The organism is Amnibacterium sp. CER49 (genome assembly GCF_029846255.1).
Lineage (GTDB): Bacteria > Actinomycetota > Actinomycetes > Actinomycetales > Microbacteriaceae > Amnibacterium.
The window spans coordinates 323,763-339,475 of sequence record NZ_JARVWQ010000001.1; the positions used below are offsets into that span (position 1 = coordinate 323,763).

The following is a 15,713-nucleotide window of genomic DNA, read 5'->3' on the forward strand; positions in this document are numbered from 1 at the left end:
AGCGAGGTGCTCCGCCAGGGCATCCCACCGCCGGGACGGTGCTCCTACCGTGGAGGCGTGGACAACCGGGGCGAGGTGCGCGAGTTCCTCACGACTCGGCGCGCGAGGGTGACGCCGGAGGCCGTCGGGCTGCCGGGCGGCGGTGACCGCCGCGTGCCCGGGCTGCGGCGCGGCGAGGTCGCCGCGCTCGCCGGTGTGAGCGTCGAGTACTACGCGCGACTCGAGCGGGGGAACCTGTCCGGTGCGTCCGACGCCGTCCTGGATGCGGTGGCGACCGGGCTGGGCCTCGACGACGCGGAGCGCGCCCACCTCTTCGACCTCGCCCGCACCGCGCACGACGCACCGCTGCCGCGACGGCGACGTCGCAGCAGCAGCACCGTGCCGCCGCTGCTGCAGCAGACCCTCGACGCGATCACGGCCGGTCCTGCGTTCGTCCGCAACGGCCGCATGGACCTGCTCGCGACGAACGCGCTGGCCCGCGTGCTCTACGCCCCCGCGTCGCCGCCCGACGGGGAGCTCGCCAACCTGGCGCGCTTCCAGTTCCTCGACGTCGCCGCCGCCCAGCGCTTCTACCGGGACTGGGACGACGTCGCCTCGGACAGCGTCGCGAGCCTGCGCGCGGAGGCCGGCCGGGATCCGCACGACCGCGACCTGCACGACCTCGTCGGCGAGCTCTCGACGAGGAGCGACGAGTTCCGTCACCGCTGGGCCGCGCACGACGTCCGGCAGCACGCCACCGGCGCGAAGACGTTCCGCCATCCGCTCGTCGGCGAGCTCACGTTGCAGTACCAGGTGGCGGGGCTCGCGGCCGACCCGCGACTCACGCTCGTCATCTACAGCGCCGAGCCGGGATCGCCGTCGGAGACCGATCTTCGGCTGCTCGCCAGCTGGGCGGCGAGCCACGACATCGCGACGGATGCGGCGGCGCGTGCCCTCGCCCGGGGCCGCTGAGCCGCGACAGCCCCCGACCCGCCCTGGACGAAGGAGATACGCATGGAGCACACCCGCCTCGGCAGCACCGGGCTGCGGGTCAGCCGCATCGCACTCGGATGCATGAGCTACGGCGACCCGACGCGGGGCCTGCACTCGTGGACCCTCGACGAGGAGGCGTCGCAGCCGTTCTTCCGGCAGGCCGTCGAGCTCGGCGTGACGTTCTGGGACACCGCGAACACGTACCAGCAGGGCAGCTCCGAGGAGTTCGTCGGCCGCGCGATCCGCCGCTACGCGCGGCGCGAGGACATCGTGCTGGCGACGAAGGTCCACGGCCGCATGCATCCCGGCCCCGGGGGCGGAGGCCTGTCGCGGAAGGCGATCCTCGAGCAGGTCGACGCCTCGCTCACCCGCCTCGGCACGGACCACATCGACCTGTGGCAGATCCACCGCTTCGACGACGAGGCGCCGGTCGAGGAGACGATGGAGGCGCTGCACGACGTCGTGAAGGCGGGCAAGGTGCGCTACCTCGGCGCGTCGTCGATGTGGGCGTGGCAGTTCGCGAAGCTGCAGCACGCCGCCGACCTCGGCGGCTGGACCCGCTTCGTGTCGATGCAGGACCAGTACAACCTGCTGAAGCGCGAGGAGGAGCGGGAGATGATCCCCCTCTGCGCCGACCTCGGCGTCGGCCTCGTGCCCTACTCGCCGCAGGGCAAAGGGCGGCTCACGCGGCCGTGGGGCGAGCAGACCCGCCGCTCCAGCACCGACGAGGTCGCCAAGGCGTTCGACGCGCCCGACGACGAGGGCGTCGTGGACGCCGTGCAGCGCGTCGCCGAGGCACGCGGGATCCCGATGGCGCACGTCGCGCTGGCATGGGTGCTCCGCAACCCGGTCGTGTCCGCACCGGTCGTCGGCGCCACGAGGCCCTCGCACCTCGCCGACGCGGTCGCCGCCCTCGACGTGCAGCTCACGGCTGAGGAGGTCGCTGCGCTCGAGGCGCCCTACCGGCCGCAGGCGCCGTTCTGGTGGTGACCCCGGCGGCGCACCCGGAGAACCCACCGGCCCCCGACGACCGCGTCCGTCGCCCCGGGAGCGCCCTGGCGATCGGGTCGATCGGGTTCTTCCTGATCACGCTCGACATCCTCATCGTCAACCTCGCGCTCCCTCGTCTCTCGGCCGACCTGGGCGGCACCGCCACCGGTCGCCAGTGGGTGATCGACGCCTACACGCTCGTGTTCGCGTCACTGCTGCTGTTCGGCGGCAACCTCGCCGACCGCACCGGCGCGAAGCGGGGCATCGCGATCGGCACGGCCCTGTTCGGGGTCGCGTCCGCCGGCTGCGCGCTGGCGCCGGCGCTGGGCCTGCTCATCGCCGCGCGAGTGCTGCAGGGCGCGGCAGCGGCCGTGCTCCTGCCGGCCTCGATGTCGCTGATCCGCGAGGCGTACCCCGATCCGGCGGCACGAGCACGAGCGCTCGGCATCTGGGCGGTCGGCGGCGCGATCGCCGGGACCGTCGGGCCGCCGCTCGGCGGCCTCCTCGCGGCCGTCGACTGGCGGCTCGTCTTCGCGATCAACCTGCCGCCGTGCCTGCTGATGCTCCTGCTCCTGGTGCGCGTGCATCCCTCCCCCACCCGCCCCGCGCGCTTCGACCTCCTCGGGCAGATCCTCGCGGTGGTGACCCTGGCCGCGCTGGTGGGCAGCCTGATCGAGGGCGGCGCGCTCGGCTACGGATCGCCGGTGATCCTGGGCGGCTTCGCGCTCGCGGCCGCCGGCCTCGTCGCGTTCGTGCTGTCGCAGCGGTCCGGCTCGCATCCGATGATGCCGCTCGGCGTCTTCCGGCCTGCGCCGGTCCGGCTCGCGCTCGCCCTCGGCTTCGCCTTCATGGTCTCGAACTTCGGCACCGCGTTCCTCGTGAGCCTGTACCTGCAGCAGCACCTCGGCCTCGACCCGCTGCACGCCGGTCTGCTGTTCCTCCTCTCCCCCGCGTTCAGCATCGCGGGCAACCTCACGAGCGGGCGCGCCACCAACCGGTGGGGAGCTCGCGTCCCCGTGATCGTCGGCATGAGCGTGCTCGCGATCGGCGACCTCGCGATCGCCGCAGTGGCTCCGGTGGACAGCTCCGTGCTGGTGACCGGGATGCTCGCGCTCACCGGCTTCGGCGGCGCGTTCGCGATGCCGCCGACCTCGGGCATCGTGCTCGCCGCCGTGCCCCAGCGACTCGCCGGCACGGCGAGCGCCGTGTTCAACACCTTCCGTCAGATCGGCGGGGCGGTGGCGATCGCTGTCTTCGGCGCGCTCGTCGCCGCCCCCGAACGGTTCGTCGAGGGGATGCAGGCGAGCATGCTCACGGCGGGAGCGCTGGTCGTGGTCGTGGTGATCGCCGCGGCGCGAACGCCGCTCAGGTCCGGGGTCAGCTGAATCCGCCCCGGGCGGCCCGCGCCCGAGGCGTCGCGGCACGCCCTGCTCGGCGGCGGTGAAGCCGCCCTCACGAAGCCGATCCCCGGTCGTTCGCCTCCTGACCATCGTCAGAAGGACGAGCACGATGACCCCGAGACCAGTGGCGACAGCGCCGAACATCTCCGTTCGGCGGCACGCCCGGGCCGAGATCGGGGAGCGGAAATGACACAGGTCGGAAGGGCGTCCCGCCCTGTCGCGTTGGCGGTCGCACTGGCGGTCGTGGCCGCAGGAACCACCGCGTCGAGCATGTCGGCGGCGGCCGCGGCCGTCGGGCGAAGCCCGGGCAGGATCGATACGAGGATCCTGTCCGCCGGGGCTCGGGCCTGGTTCGATCCGCCGTCCGGAGCCCAGGGTGCGTCGGCGCAGTCGAACCGGAGCCGGATCGCGTTCGGCACGAACGTCGACGCCAACGACCCGAGCAGGGATGTCGCCGCGGGACAGAGCGAGACCGCGATCGCGGCCTCGGGCAGCACGGTCGTGGCGGCCTGGAACGACATCAGCGGCGCCCTCGTCCAGCCCTCCACCTCCCCGAGCGCCTCCGGCACGGGCCTCGGCGTCTCGGTCGACGGCGGAAGGCACTTCCACGATCTGATCGGTCTGCGGAACTCGCAGCCGAACCAGCAGTGGTTCGGCGACCCGTCCGTCGTCCGTCTCGACAGCAGCCACTTCGCCGTCGGGAGCCTCTACCTCCCGTCCGCCGCGCCGGACTGCACCGGAGGACGCACGGCGCGGCTCCAGATCGCCGTCGAGATCGTCCGCGTCAGGGCCGACGGCTCCGCCGCGCTCGGCCTGCCCGTGGTGGCGGCCGACGGCGGCGACGCGTGCCCGCTGTTCAGCGACAAGGGCGGCACACCCGACCCGGACCTCGCGTTCCTCGACAAGGACTGGCTCGGCTACGACTCGACCACGAGGACGCTGGCGGTGTCGTACACGCGGGAGTTCTTCGGCGGCCCCCACCACGGGACCGGACAGATCGAGATGGTGCGGGCACATGTGCCCACGGACCCGGGCGGCCTGAGCTCGAGGGCCTGGAGCAGCGCGATCACGGTCTGGCCCGAGGAGTCGAACACCCTCGACGTGGGCGCCTACGTGTCCGTCGCTCGCAACGGCGACGCCTACGTCGCGTGGGAGCGCAACGCGGGATCCAACCTCTTCGACGGCGACCCGTACGTCTACATCCACGTCGCTCGCGTCGCCGCGACGGCGACCACGCCGGTCGTCGGCGGCCCGACCCGGCCGAGGGTGGTGACGCTCGGGCAGCACAACGCCAGCCGCGCCGGCGGCGTGAAGTCCCTCGACGCGGTCGCGATCGCGGGCTACAACCGCGGGCAGGGGCAGGACTTCCCGCGGATCGCGGTGGACGCCCCGCTGGGCAAGGTCGTGGTCGTGTGGAACGACGCGAGCGCGCACCCGTTGGGCGACATCTGGATGCGGGCCCTGCCGATGGACCTGACCGTGAGCGGTTCCATCGCGAAGGTCAACGACGACAGCTCCTCCGCGCTGCACTTCCTCCCCGCGGTGAGCGTGCGGGCGAACGGATCGATCGCCACATCGTGGTACGACCGCAGGCTGGCGGGCCCGAACTCGACGCGGACCGACTACTTCGCCGAGACCAGGACCGCCCCCACCACCCAGGCGAAGGACGTGCGGATCACGACGGGCGCCACCGACTGGTCGGCCACGTCGTCGCTCATCAACCCGAACTTCGGCGACTACACCGACAACGCGTCCTCCGGCTCGACGACGTACTACGCGTGGGCGGACGGCCGGATCGGCGTCCCGCAGCCCTTCGTGGACCGGCGCCGCTAGCTGCCGGGGCTGAGGCCTGCACCCGGCGGGCGTGCAGGCCTCGTCCCCCAGCCCGGCCGCCGCTGGAGGACGGCCAGGCGCCAGAGCGACCAGGCGAAGAGCACCACGACCGCGAGGTCGCGGAGCGCGAGCACCCCGACGATGGCCGGCTGCAGTCCGAGGATCGCGGTGTAGCCGACCGGGTAGATGAGGAAGGTGAGCGCCGAGACGACGAGCACGAGCACCGCGGGCAGCCGGAACGCCCGCGTGCTGAGCAGCCCGAGCAGCACGGGGGCCACGAGCCAGTCGTAGTACTGAGGCGATCCGACCTTGTTCAACGCGATCAGCGCCGACACGAGCCCCAGGGCGGTGAACGCGAGGACCTCCTCCCGGTCCCGTCCCCGCCGCAGCGCGACGAGGGCGAGTGCGACGACCGCGGCGACGCCGACGGCGAGCACCGGCGTCATGACCGCCGCGGCCGTGCCGACGCCGCGCCCCTGCACCTCGAACGTCATGATCCGGCGGTCGTAGAAGATCCGCGCGTCTCCTCCGAAGGCGCCCCAGAGCAGCCAGGGGCTGGAGACGGGGGCTTCGATCTGCAGACCCCGGGTGGCCTGCGCACCGATGAAGGAGAACAGCGTGCCGCGCGCGCCGGCGACCAGGGCGGCCGCGACCACCGCGGCGCACGTACCGGCCGCGGCGAGCAGGACCGCGAGGCGTCGGCGACCCGCGACGACGAGGGCGGCGACCATCGCCGCCGGCCAGACCTTGATCCAGGCCGCCAGCGTGAACAGCGCCGCGGCGACCGCCGGGCGCCGACGGATCGCGAGCACGCCGACGACCGCGAACGGTACGGACACCCCGTCGAGGTGCGACAGGCCCACGGGCCCGAGCAGCGCGATGCACGCGAGCCACCACCAGGCGGCAGGCAACGAGCGACGCGCGAGCAGGACCATCGCGACGGCGTCGAGGAGCGTGACCATCGCCACCCAGACCGCGAGGTACGAGGCGGGTCCGAGCACGAGCGCGAGCTGCATCGGCGGCAGCGCCCCGATCGGGTACACCCACGGCAGGTCGACCCCGACGAGTCGACCGGTGCGGATCCACTCCTCCATCCACGCGAGGTAGACGTGCGTGTCCGACGACGACGTGTTCTGGATCCGGACCGTGTTGCCCCACCAGAGCAGCAGGTGCACGGCGACGAAGGAGACCGCGAGCGCGACCCGAGCGCCGACGCGCCCCCGAAGGGCGCTGCGCGCGACGGCCGTCATCGCGTCAGCGTAGGCAGCGGGCCGCGTGCACCCAGGATCCGGAGCGCCGACGCTGCCCCGTGTCGCGTCGTGGTCGCGAGGACGAGCCCGCCGTCGCCGGGATCGCATCGGCACGAGGGGGCCGGAGGACCTCCCGGAACGTCGACGACACGACACCTGCCGGACACCTCCGCGACGGACTCCCCACCGATCCTGAGCGGCGGGACGACCCCGCGGCCGCCGGTGGCGCGGCCGGTCGGCCCCGACTCGTTCCACCACTCACCCGAACCGTCTGGAGCCACGTGCTCGTCACGACGACCGCCCGACCGAGCGCCACCCGCAGCGCCCCGCCCCGGACCCCGTCCGCCGAGACGCTGCGCGAGCTCACCGCCGTCCGGATCCGCCGCCCCCTCCCGTGGTGGTCGCGCGCGCTGCTCGCGTTCGCCGCCTCCCGCCTCGTCTCGACCGGCCTCTGGCTGCTGGTGATGGCGCTGGCCCGTCCCGGATCGCGCATCGGGCAGCACGCCACGATCTGGCACGCCATGGCGCAGTGGGACGGCCAGTGGTACGAGCTCATCGCGCGATCCGGCTACCCCGGGCACCTGCCGGTCGGGCAGGGGGGCCTCGTCGAGACCAACGCCTGGGCGTTCCTCCCGGCCTACCCCTGGCTCGCCGAGCTGCTGACCTTCGGTCATCCGGCGCTCTGGCAGGTGTCCGCCGAGCTGCTCTCCACCGCCTTCGGCTTCGGCTGCGCGGTCCTGCTCGCACTGCTGCTGCGCCCGCAGGTGGGCGAGCGCGGCGCCCAGCGAGCCGTGTGGCTGTTCGCGCTGTCGCCCGTCGCCTTCATCCTGCAGGCCGCCTACGCCGAGTCCATGGGCCTGTTCCTCCTGCTCGCGGCGCTCTGCCTCATCGACCGGCATCGGTACCTCGGCGCGATCGCGCCGACCGCGCTGCTCGCCTTCACCCGCCCGGGCGTGCAGGCGCTCGCGCTGGCGGTGCTGATCCACCTGGTGGTGCGCGCCGTCGTCGCGCGCCGCGCCCGCACCGGGATGACCCGTGGCCAGCTCGCTCGGGGGGTCGTGCTGCTCGTGGCGGCCGGGGTGGCCGGCTTCGCCTGGCCGTGGATCGCCGCAGCGGTGACCGGGGATCAGGACGCCTACCTGCGGACGGAGCTGTCCTGGCGTCTCACCTACACCGGGATCACGCCGTTCGTCCCCGGCCTGTCGTGGATCGAGGCGGCGTGGTTCTGGGCCGGCCGGTGGGCGCCGCTGCTGCTCGCGGCGGTGCTCGGCGGTTTCGCGGCGCTGCTCTGCAGCGGCGCGCTGCGGCGCTGCGGCCTGACCGTCTGGGCGTGGTCGCTCGCCTGGGGGCTCTACCTGCTCGCGGTGCTGTTCCCGCAGTCGAGTACCTTCCGGCTGCTGCTCCCGATGGCGCCCGCGGGTGGCGCGCTCGCCGCGGTGCGGAGCCGGCGTGTCGTGCTCGCGGTGCTCGGCGGCAGCGTCGCGCTGCAGGCGCTCTGGCTCTACTACTCCTTCGGCGGGTGGCAGTTCTTCTGGAGCGTGCCGTGACCGCCGCTGCCGCCACCGGCGGCCGCAGGCGTCTGCGGATGCTGAGCGCGGTGCCGGTGCTCGTCGCGGCGCTCGCCGTCGCCGCGACGCTGGCCGTCCCCCGCTCCGCCGTCCACGGCAGCGCGCGCTCGGGCCCGGAGGGCCTGGCGCACCTGCGGGCAGGATCGCTCGACTACCGGCCGACGCTGCGGTGGGGGCCGCACAAGGGCTCCGTCGTGCTCGTCGCGCGTCCGCGCGGCGGATGCCGCGTGCACGTGGTCCGCATCACCTCGACGGCGCCGGGGCGGGTCGAAGTCGACGCCGTCGAGACCGGGTCGCCCTGCTCGGCCGGACGGCGCACCGTCGAGCGCTTCGCGGTGCCGCTCCCGGCGCTGCCGGACCCGCGACGCGAGGTGAAGGTCCTCGTCGGGTCCATGTCGCTGCGGCTGCGCGACGGGACCGCGGCGCCGCATCCGCGGAACGCCTCGGACGCCGACTGAGGCCGATGGCGACCGACCCCTCGGTCGAGCGTCGCGGCGGCTGGACCCGCTGAGACCAGCCCTGGCTCCGCGGGAGTCCGCCCTCATCCCGGCCCGGTAGCGTCCGGACCGTGGCGCAGCGATTCGAGTACGGCGACGGTCCCATGCAGTACGGGATGCTCCACCCCGCCGGCGGCAGGGCGCGAGGCACCGTCGTCCTGATCCACGGCGGCTTCTGGCGCGGGACGCCCGACTACTTCGACGGCCCCACCCCCCTCGCGGACGCCCTCGTCGCGGAGGGGTGGCACGTCTGGCAGATCGAGTACCGGCAGCTGCCGAACGGTGGCGGCTACCCGACGACCCTCGACGACACGGCCGCTGCGATCGAGCACCTCGCCGTCGCCGCGTCGGCGGCGGGGCTCGAGCCGGGGCCGACGATCACGGTCGGCCACAGCGCCGGCGGCCACCTCGCCGTGTGGGCGCTCTCGCGGCCGGGCGGCGGCGTGCCGCTGGCCGGGGCCGTCAGCCTCGCCGGCGTGCTCGACCTGCGCCTGGGCGCGCACGAGCGCATCGGGAACGGCGCCGTGACCGACTTCCTCGGCGGCACCCCGGCGACGCATCTCGACCGCTACGCGGCGGCCGACCCCGCGATCCGCGTCGTGCCCCGGGTGCCCGTGCGGATCGTGCACGGCTCCGCGGACGACGTCGTGCCGATGAACCAGTCGGACTCCTACGTCGCCAAGGCGCGCGAGGCGGGGCAGGACGCGTCCGTCGCCGTGGTCGACGGCGACCACATGGTCGTCATCGACCCAGCGCACCCGTCGTTCGAGGCGCTCCGCACCGCGCTCGACGAGATCCGCGCCAGGGCCTAGCGGGCTCAGCCCCCGTGGGCGCCCGTCCGCCGGAGGACGACGACGGGGATCCGTCTGGTGGTCCTCTGCTCGTAGTCCCGGAAGCCGGGAGCGGCCTCCTTGAAGCGCTCCCACGCGTCGTCGCGCTCCGCGCCCTGCAGCACCTCGGCGTGGACGGCGACGATCCCCTCGTCGGGCGTCTCGATCCGCACGTCCGGATGGGTGATCAGGTTGTAGTACCAGCCCGGGTTGTCCGGAGCGCCGCCCTTCGAGGCCGCGACCAGCCACGTGTCGCGGTCGTCGCGGATGGCTCGCGCCGGTGCGACGCGCTCCGTGCCGGTCTTCGCGCCGATGTGATGGATCAGCACGAGGTTGCGCCCGAACCGCGTCACCGTGCCGTTGTTGTCGCGGAACTCCGCGATGACCTTGTCGTTCCAGCTCTCGGGGCTGTTCGCCATCGTCTGTCTCCGTCCTGTGGTCAGCAGCGCTGCTCCACGAAGGATCACACGACCCGGCGACGTCCGGGGCGTGCGGCAGTCCGCGACGCTCTCTCGGTCGCACGGATGCCCTGCGTCGCGAGCTGCGCCGCGCTCGTGGATCCGCTCCCCCGTCGCGGGGAGCGCCGGCCGCTCACGCGAGGCGGACCGGCCAGACTGTCCGGATGCTGCGCGTGCTCTGCTCCGAGTCCGAGCTCGGCGAGTACGGCGAGCGGCTCGCGATCGGCGATCGTGTGGATCGGGTCGCGCGGCGCGACCAGGGCGGCTACTTCGGCACCGAGCTCGATGAGATCGTGTGGCGGTTCGACCGCTACGCCGAGGTCGGTGGCGCCGACCCGGTGCGGATCACGGGCACGGTGACGGCCATCGCGGCGGTCTACGTCGAGATGACGCAGCTCGGGAGCTGCACCTGGACCGCAGCGCACGGGACCGCGCACCAGGAGCCGCTCACGACGACGACCGGCACACGTCGTCCCGTCGAAGGAGTGGGCATCCACCGCGTCGAGGAGGGCGACGAGCGGCTCGCCGGCTGGCTCGTCGAGCTCGAGGACGAGCGCATCGCCCCGGCCTGAGCGAGCGCTCGAGCGCCGTGCTCACGCGCTGAAGAACAGCAGCACCGCCTGCACGGCCGACAGGATCATCGCGGCGGTGGGCAGCACGAAGTGCGCCGTCCACGACACCGTGAGCGCGACGGGCGGCGGTGCCGCGAGCAGCAGCGGCGGGAGCGCCCAGGTGAGCACCGCGAGCAGCAGCACGACCTGCACCGCGGTCCAGGCCCGCGTCGCGGGACGCCGGCGCCGCTCGCCGTAGGTGGCGAAGGCCGCCAGGGAGACGGCCCACACGAGCAGGATCCCGAGCACCGCCCAGCTGCCCGGCGCCTGGTCCACGAGCGGCGGGGCCGCCGCACTCCGGCTCGCGAACGGCAGCAGCCACAGCAGCGCGACCGCGAGCAGACCGGAGGGCAGCAGCCAGGCGAGCACCACGCGCGTCCTCGCTCCGGTGCTCCGGAGCGCCCCCGACGCGGAGGAGGGCGGCGAGGCGAGGTCGGCAGGCACGAGGAGCCATCCCACCCCGCGTCCGGCCTCCGGCGCAACTCGCGCGCCGGGCTCGATACCGGCGGGTCAGCGGTGCCGGGGCCGGCTCGCGAGCGCCCCGATCGCCACGGCGACGAGGGCGGACTCGGAGAGCACCGAGAGCACACCGAGCGGTTCGAACCAGTCGCCGACGTCGTCCGAGAGCATCGGGAAGGCGACGAGCCGGGTGGCGACGTACCCGATCACCGCGAGGCCGCAGACCACGGCGGACGCCGTGTACACGGCCGAGGAGTCGCGGACGAGCGCCGCGAGACCGAGCACGAGGCACCCCACCGTGAGCAGGATGAACAGCACGCCCATGTACGGCGCCTCATCGAGGTGCGGAGCGATCACCGGCACGTGGGCGAAGGCCGCGACGGCGGCGAGGAACGCGAGCAGGTGGCGCTGCGGCTGCCGCCGTGGGAGCGCGAGGAAGGAGAGGGGGGCTCGATCGACGGCGAGGCCGGCCATGACCTCTCCTTCCTCGACGCGGGACGAGCAGCGGGACGGGGACGGAACCGTTCCGCCGCTCATGCGCTCCCCGAGTGGTTCGCAGCGGAGGAGCCGTCCGATTGCCCCGACCGAGCAGCGGCCGGGACCGGTTCGAGCGCGCGGTGTGGGATCGTCGGGAACCGAGCGGAAGGACCCGGCATGACGCAGGCACGTCGTCTCGCCGTCGTGCTCGCGCTGAACCTCGCCCTGGTCGTGGCGCTCGCGGTCGTCGGCCTCGTGGTCGGCTCGGTCTCGCTGCTCGCGACCGCAGGGGACTCCCTCGGCGACGCCTTCGCGCTCGCCCTCGGCCTGCTCGCGGTGCACCTGCGCGACCGCCACGGCCGAGCGGGCGCGACGAACGTCGTCGCGCTCGTCAACGTCGTGATCCTGCTCGGCGTCTGCGCCGCCGTGATCGTCGGCGCCGTGCTGCGCCTGGTGCAGGGCAGCCCGGAGGTGCCGGGTCTGCCGATCCTCGTCGCCGCGCTCGGAACGGTGGTGGTGCTCGGCACCGGCGTGCTCGTGCTCGGCCGGGGCGCGGGATCCGAGGACCTGCACATGCGCTCGGTGCTGCTCGACACCGCCTCGGACGCCGGCGCCGCGGCAGCGGTCGCCGTGTCGGGTGCGATCATCGCCGCCGCGCACGGTCTCTTCTGGCTCGATCCGGTCGTCGCGGGCGTCATCGCGGTCGCGATCGCGGTCGGGGCGGTGCGGCTGCTCCGCGACGTCGTGACGGCGCTGCGACGGGGTGCCGTCGTCGAGGTCGACCTCGACTGATCGGCCGCGTCGGCACCGTGCGGCAGGATCGGCGCGTGACGACGCGCACCACCGGCCGACGACGAACGACGTGCGCCGGCGACCGGTCGACGACCGCCTGTTGCCCGACGTGCTCGTCATCGGCGCCGGCGTGAGCGGCGTCCCCTGCGCCCGCCGGATCCTGCGCGGCGACGCGGGCATCGGGCGCCGCGGCGACGGGTGGGGTGCGCCGGGCGGCATCGAGGGCGCGTGGCTGCCGGGCGACGCCGGGGCAGTCGTCGACCTCCCCGCCGTCAGCCGGTGACGGAGCCCGAACGTGCGGCAGAGCGGCCCACGGCGACGCTCGGCACCGTCCGCGACTCCTACGGCACCTGGGCGCCCACCTACATCGAGCTCTTCGGCGCCGCGGACAAGGCCTCGGCCGACGACCGGGCGGTGATCGGCGGTTGGGCCGGGACGCTGCGCGGCGCCGTGCTCGACGCCGGCTGCGGCCCCGGTCACTGGTCCGCGTTCCTCGCCGCCGCAGGGCTCGAGGTGCGGGGCGTCGACGCGACACCGGAGTTCGTCGCGCACGCCCGGCGCGAGCACCCGGACATCCCCTTCCGCCTCGGCGACCTGCGCCACCTCCGGCTGCCGGCGGGATCGCTCGGCGGCGTGCTCGCGTGGTTCTCGCTGATCCACACGGACCCCGCCGAGGTCCCCGCCGTGCTGCGTGCCTTCGCCCAGGCGCTCGAGCCGGACGGCGGCCTGCTGCTCGGCTTCTTCACCGGGCCGGCCCTCGAACGCTTCGAGCATCGCGTCGTCACCGCGTGGACCTGGCCGATGCATTGCATCGCCGACGCCGTCGAGGAGGCGGGGTTCGACGTGCTCGGAACCGGGAGCGCGCCGACCCCGAACGGCCGGATCGCAGCCCACCTCGTCGCCCGACGGGCTCGCTGACGCCCGTCTCAGCCCGTCGACGCCGGCGCGACTGCGCCGATGGAGCGCCCGCGCGCCCGCAGCCTCACCCCACCGGCCGCGTGTCCCTCCGCCCGAACAGCACGACCGCGGCCACGACGAGCACGACGGCAGCGAGGGCGAGCACCGCTCCCCCGGTGTACGACGTCGTCGGCAGCGCGGGTGCCGGCACGTCGGCGAACGGCGCGAGGTGCCGCGCCCAGTCGGGCACGCCGGACAGCGGGCCGAAGATGCCGAGGTAGACCGCCGCGGCGAAGACGAGCCAGCCGGCGGGCACGGTCGCCTGCGGCACGACCGCGAAGACGAGCGCGACGATCCCGAGGAACACGAGCGCAGCAGGCAGCTGCCACAGGAAGGCGAGCAGCCAGGTTCCCGAGTCGACCTCGCCGCCGTCCGACAGCCACCCCGCGACGAGCCCGGCGAGCTCGAGCCCGACCGCGGCCGCGAGCGCCGCGAGGAGCAGGTGTGACAGCAGCCACCGCACGCGTCCCGTCGCGGTCGCGAGCACGGCGTCGGCGCGACCGGCTGCCTCCTCCTGCCGCAGCCGCTGGGCGGCCTGCACGCAGATCGCGGCGGCGAGCACCCCGCCGAACTGCGCGCCGAGGTTCGCGAACGCCTGCTGGATGGTGCCGTTGCTGCCGCCGAGCCGGTTGATCACGGTCGCGATGCCCGGTCCCGCCTGGTCGAGCTGGTGGACGACCGCGACCGAGAGGCCGCCCATGAGCGCTGCGAACGCGACGAGGCCGACGATCCAGCCGGCGAGGGAGAGGCGCTCGAGCCGCACCGCGAGCCCGAACGGGCCGCCGAGCCACGCCGAGGCGTGCTCGCGCGCACGCCGGGCGGCGACGAGACCGGCGCCGACGTCGCGGCGCTCCGCGAGCGCGAGCGCGGCCGCGGCGAGCACGACGGACGCGACGAGTCCGAGCAGCAGCGGCGCGGGGTCGTCGTCGGCGAACGGGTGGATCGCCTGCGCCCAGCCGATCGGGCTCAACGCGCTCGGCCACGCCGGCGTCAGCGTGAACGTCTCGGGATGCGGGGTGCCCGCGGCGTCGCCGATGCCGCGGACGAAGTACGCCGCCACCACGACCGCCGCCGAGGCGCCGTTCGCGGCCCGGGCGGTCGGGAGCACCTGCGCGAGCAGCAGGGCGACGCCCGCGAACACGAGCCCGCACATGCCGCAGCCGGCGGCGAGCAGCACGGATCCTCCGACCGGCAGGCCGCCGGCGAGCAGGCCCGCGGCGATCGCGACGGTGACGAGGAGATCGGCGAGCGCGACGTGGAGCAGCACGGCGAGCGTCGGGAGCCGGCGCCCGGCGGCCGTCGCGGCGACGGCGTCCGCCTGGCCGTCCTCCTCCTCCGCCCTGGTGTGCCGCACCACGAGGAAGGTGCTCATCAGCCCGACGAGCAGCGCGACGAAGGCGAGCCCGAGCACCGCCACGAAGTCGCCGCTGCTCGTGCCCTGCGGCGTTCCGCGGAACAGCAGCACGGCCGGGGTGACGAGCAGGATCCGGAGCGTGGCGACGCGCGAGGCGAGCGTGCCGAAGGTGTCCCGCACCTCGGAGACGATCAGGAGGCTGAGGAGGAACAGGACGGCCACCCAGAGCCCGAGCCGCAGACGGTCGCGGCGCAGCCGGAAGCGCAGCAGCGTGCCGAGCACGTCAGGCCTCCTGCGGCTCGAGCACGTCGCCGTACTGCCGGAGGAAGAGCTCCTCGAGCGACGGCGGCGCGACCCGCAGTCCCGTCACGGCGAGCCGGCCGAGCTCGGGCAGCAGCGCGTCGATGCGATCGGGGTCGACCGTGAAGCGCACGCGGCCGTCGTCCACGACGAGGTCGTGGACGCCCGGCAGCGCGGCGAGGGCGCCCTCCCGGGAGTCGCCGCGATCGAACGAGAAGGCGGTTCGGGTGAGATGCCGCAGCTGCGCGAGCGTGCCGGACTCGACGACCCGGCCGGCCCGCACGATCGAGATCCGGGTGCAGAGCCGCTCGACCTCGCTGAGGATGTGCGAGCTGAGCAGCACGCTGCCGCCGCCCGCGGCGAAGGCCTCGAGCCGGCGGACGAAGACCTCCTCCATGAGCGGATCGAGGCCGCTCGTCGGCTCATCGAGCACGAGCAGCTCGGCCGGAGCCGCGAACGCGGCGATCAGCGCGACCTTCTGGCGGTTGCCCTTCGAGTAGCTGCGGGCCTTCTTGCCGGGGTCGAGCTGGAACTCCTCGTCGAGCTCCCTGCGCACGGTCCGGTACTCCGCCGTGTCCGTGCGTCCGCCGCGGAGCCGCACGAGCAGGTCGACGGTCTCGCCGCCGGAGAGGTTCGGCCAGAGGACCACGTCACCGGGCACGCTCGCGATCCGCCGGTGCAGGGCGGCCGCCGCCCGCCACGGGTCCTCGCCGAGCACGCCGACCCTGCCGCTCGTCGCGCGGGCCAGGCCGAGCAGGATGCGGATCGTCGTCGTCTTGCCCGCGCCGTTCGGGCCGAGGTAGCCGTGCACCTCGCCCCGATCGACGACGAGGTCGAGCCCGTCGAGCGCTCGGACCCTGCCGAAACGCTTCTGCAGGCCCTCGGCCCGGATCACCGCATCCATGCCGTCATGGTGCGCCCGCCGCAAGGGCCCGACAGCGTCCGAAGGTCCCGCGTGTCGCGCG

General features: G+C 74.3%; 17 protein-coding genes. 11 read left to right on the plus strand and 6 right to left on the minus strand.

What is annotated here, in order from left to right:
• Positions 1 to 57 precede the first annotated feature (57 nt).
• From QDR37_RS01525 to QDR37_RS01540, 4 genes are all read left to right on the plus strand, one after another.
• Complete coding sequence (locus QDR37_RS01525) at positions 58 to 951, plus strand: helix-turn-helix transcriptional regulator (protein ID WP_279711774.1); 894 nt, start codon at positions 58 to 60, stop codon at positions 949 to 951.
• Positions 952 to 993: 42 nt separating this feature from the next.
• On the plus strand, positions 994 to 1,962 hold the full coding sequence (locus QDR37_RS01530) for an aldo/keto reductase (RefSeq protein WP_279711775.1): 969 nt from the start codon (positions 994 to 996) through the stop codon (positions 1,960 to 1,962).
• Entirely contained in the window at positions 1,956 to 3,347 is a 1,392-nt protein-coding gene (locus QDR37_RS01535; protein ID WP_279711776.1) for an MFS transporter, read from the plus strand. Before QDR37_RS01530 ends, QDR37_RS01535 begins: the two co-directional genes overlap by 7 nt.
• A gap of 237 nt (positions 3,348 to 3,584) precedes the next feature.
• A complete protein-coding gene (locus QDR37_RS01540; RefSeq protein WP_279711777.1) occupies positions 3,585 to 5,195 on the plus strand; it encodes a hypothetical protein in 1,611 nt (536 codons plus the stop codon).
• On the opposite strand, the gene QDR37_RS01545 is transcribed toward QDR37_RS01540, so the two are convergent.
• Positions 5,192 to 6,445, minus strand: coding sequence for a glycosyltransferase 87 family protein (locus QDR37_RS01545; protein WP_279711778.1), 1,254 nt, complete (start codon positions 6,443 to 6,445; stop codon positions 5,192 to 5,194). The genes QDR37_RS01540 and QDR37_RS01545 overlap by 4 nt on opposite strands.
• Positions 6,446 to 6,726: 281 nt before the next feature.
• Between QDR37_RS01545 and QDR37_RS01550 the strand changes: the two genes are divergently transcribed.
• From QDR37_RS01550 to QDR37_RS01560, 3 genes are all read left to right on the plus strand, one after another.
• On the plus strand, positions 6,727 to 7,992 hold the full coding sequence (locus QDR37_RS01550) for a hypothetical protein (RefSeq protein WP_279711779.1): 1,266 nt from the start codon (positions 6,727 to 6,729) through the stop codon (positions 7,990 to 7,992).
• Positions 7,989 to 8,471 carry a hypothetical protein gene (locus QDR37_RS01555; RefSeq protein WP_279711780.1) on the plus strand — a complete coding sequence of 161 codons (483 nt, stop codon included), beginning with the start codon at positions 7,989 to 7,991 and terminating at the stop codon, positions 8,469 to 8,471. The genes QDR37_RS01550 and QDR37_RS01555 overlap by 4 nt, the downstream gene beginning before the upstream one ends.
• A 110-nt stretch (positions 8,472 to 8,581) precedes the next feature.
• Positions 8,582 to 9,322 carry an alpha/beta hydrolase gene (locus tag QDR37_RS01560; RefSeq protein WP_279711781.1) on the plus strand — a complete coding sequence of 247 codons (741 nt, stop codon included), beginning with the start codon at positions 8,582 to 8,584 and terminating at the stop codon, positions 9,320 to 9,322.
• Positions 9,323 to 9,327: 5 nt separating this feature from the next.
• Here the strand turns inward: QDR37_RS01560 and QDR37_RS01565 are convergent, their stop codons facing one another.
• Positions 9,328 to 9,759, minus strand: coding sequence for a nitroreductase/quinone reductase family protein (locus QDR37_RS01565; RefSeq protein ID WP_279711782.1), 432 nt, complete (start codon positions 9,757 to 9,759; stop codon positions 9,328 to 9,330).
• 203 nt (positions 9,760 to 9,962) lie between these two features.
• Between QDR37_RS01565 and QDR37_RS01570 the strand changes: the two genes are divergently transcribed.
• On the plus strand, positions 9,963 to 10,370 hold the full coding sequence (locus QDR37_RS01570) for a hypothetical protein (RefSeq protein WP_279711783.1): 408 nt from the start codon (positions 9,963 to 9,965) through the stop codon (positions 10,368 to 10,370).
• A gap of 21 nt (positions 10,371 to 10,391) precedes the next feature.
• Here QDR37_RS01570 and QDR37_RS01575 read toward each other — a convergent pair whose 3' ends face one another.
• Together QDR37_RS01575 and QDR37_RS01580 are read right to left on the minus strand one after the other, a co-directional pair.
• The gene (locus tag QDR37_RS01575; protein ID WP_279711784.1) at positions 10,392 to 10,853 is read right to left on the minus strand and encodes a hypothetical protein; all 462 of its coding nucleotides are present in this window, start codon (positions 10,851 to 10,853) and stop codon (positions 10,392 to 10,394) included.
• Positions 10,854 to 10,919: 66 nt separating this feature from the next.
• The gene (locus QDR37_RS01580) at positions 10,920 to 11,342 is read right to left on the minus strand and encodes a hypothetical protein (RefSeq protein WP_279711785.1); all 423 of its coding nucleotides are present in this window, start codon (positions 11,340 to 11,342) and stop codon (positions 10,920 to 10,922) included.
• Positions 11,343 to 11,522: 180 nt separating this feature from the next.
• Between QDR37_RS01580 and QDR37_RS01585 the strand changes: the two genes are divergently transcribed.
• The 3 genes from QDR37_RS01585 (at position 11,523) to QDR37_RS01595 (ending at position 13,055) form a co-directional block, all read left to right on the plus strand.
• The gene (locus QDR37_RS01585; RefSeq protein WP_279711786.1) at positions 11,523 to 12,137 is read left to right on the plus strand and encodes a cation diffusion facilitator family transporter; all 615 of its coding nucleotides are present in this window, start codon (positions 11,523 to 11,525) and stop codon (positions 12,135 to 12,137) included.
• 70 nt (positions 12,138 to 12,207) lie between these two features.
• On the plus strand, positions 12,208 to 12,420 hold the full coding sequence (locus QDR37_RS01590) for a hypothetical protein (RefSeq protein ID WP_279711787.1): 213 nt from the start codon (positions 12,208 to 12,210) through the stop codon (positions 12,418 to 12,420).
• Positions 12,417 to 13,055 carry a class I SAM-dependent methyltransferase gene (locus QDR37_RS01595; protein ID WP_279711788.1) on the plus strand — a complete coding sequence of 213 codons (639 nt, stop codon included), beginning with the start codon at positions 12,417 to 12,419 and terminating at the stop codon, positions 13,053 to 13,055. Before QDR37_RS01590 ends, QDR37_RS01595 begins: the two co-directional genes overlap by 4 nt.
• 64 nt (positions 13,056 to 13,119) lie before the next feature.
• Here the strand turns inward: QDR37_RS01595 and QDR37_RS01600 are convergent, their stop codons facing one another.
• Complete coding sequence (locus QDR37_RS01600; protein ID WP_279711789.1) at positions 13,120 to 14,730, minus strand: polyketide antibiotic transporter; 1,611 nt, start codon at positions 14,728 to 14,730, stop codon at positions 13,120 to 13,122.
• A gap of 1 nt (position 14,731) precedes the next feature.
• Positions 14,732 to 15,652, minus strand: coding sequence for an ABC transporter ATP-binding protein (locus QDR37_RS01605; RefSeq protein ID WP_279711790.1), 921 nt, complete (start codon positions 15,650 to 15,652; stop codon positions 14,732 to 14,734).
• Between the last annotated feature and the right edge of the window lie 61 nt (positions 15,653 to 15,713).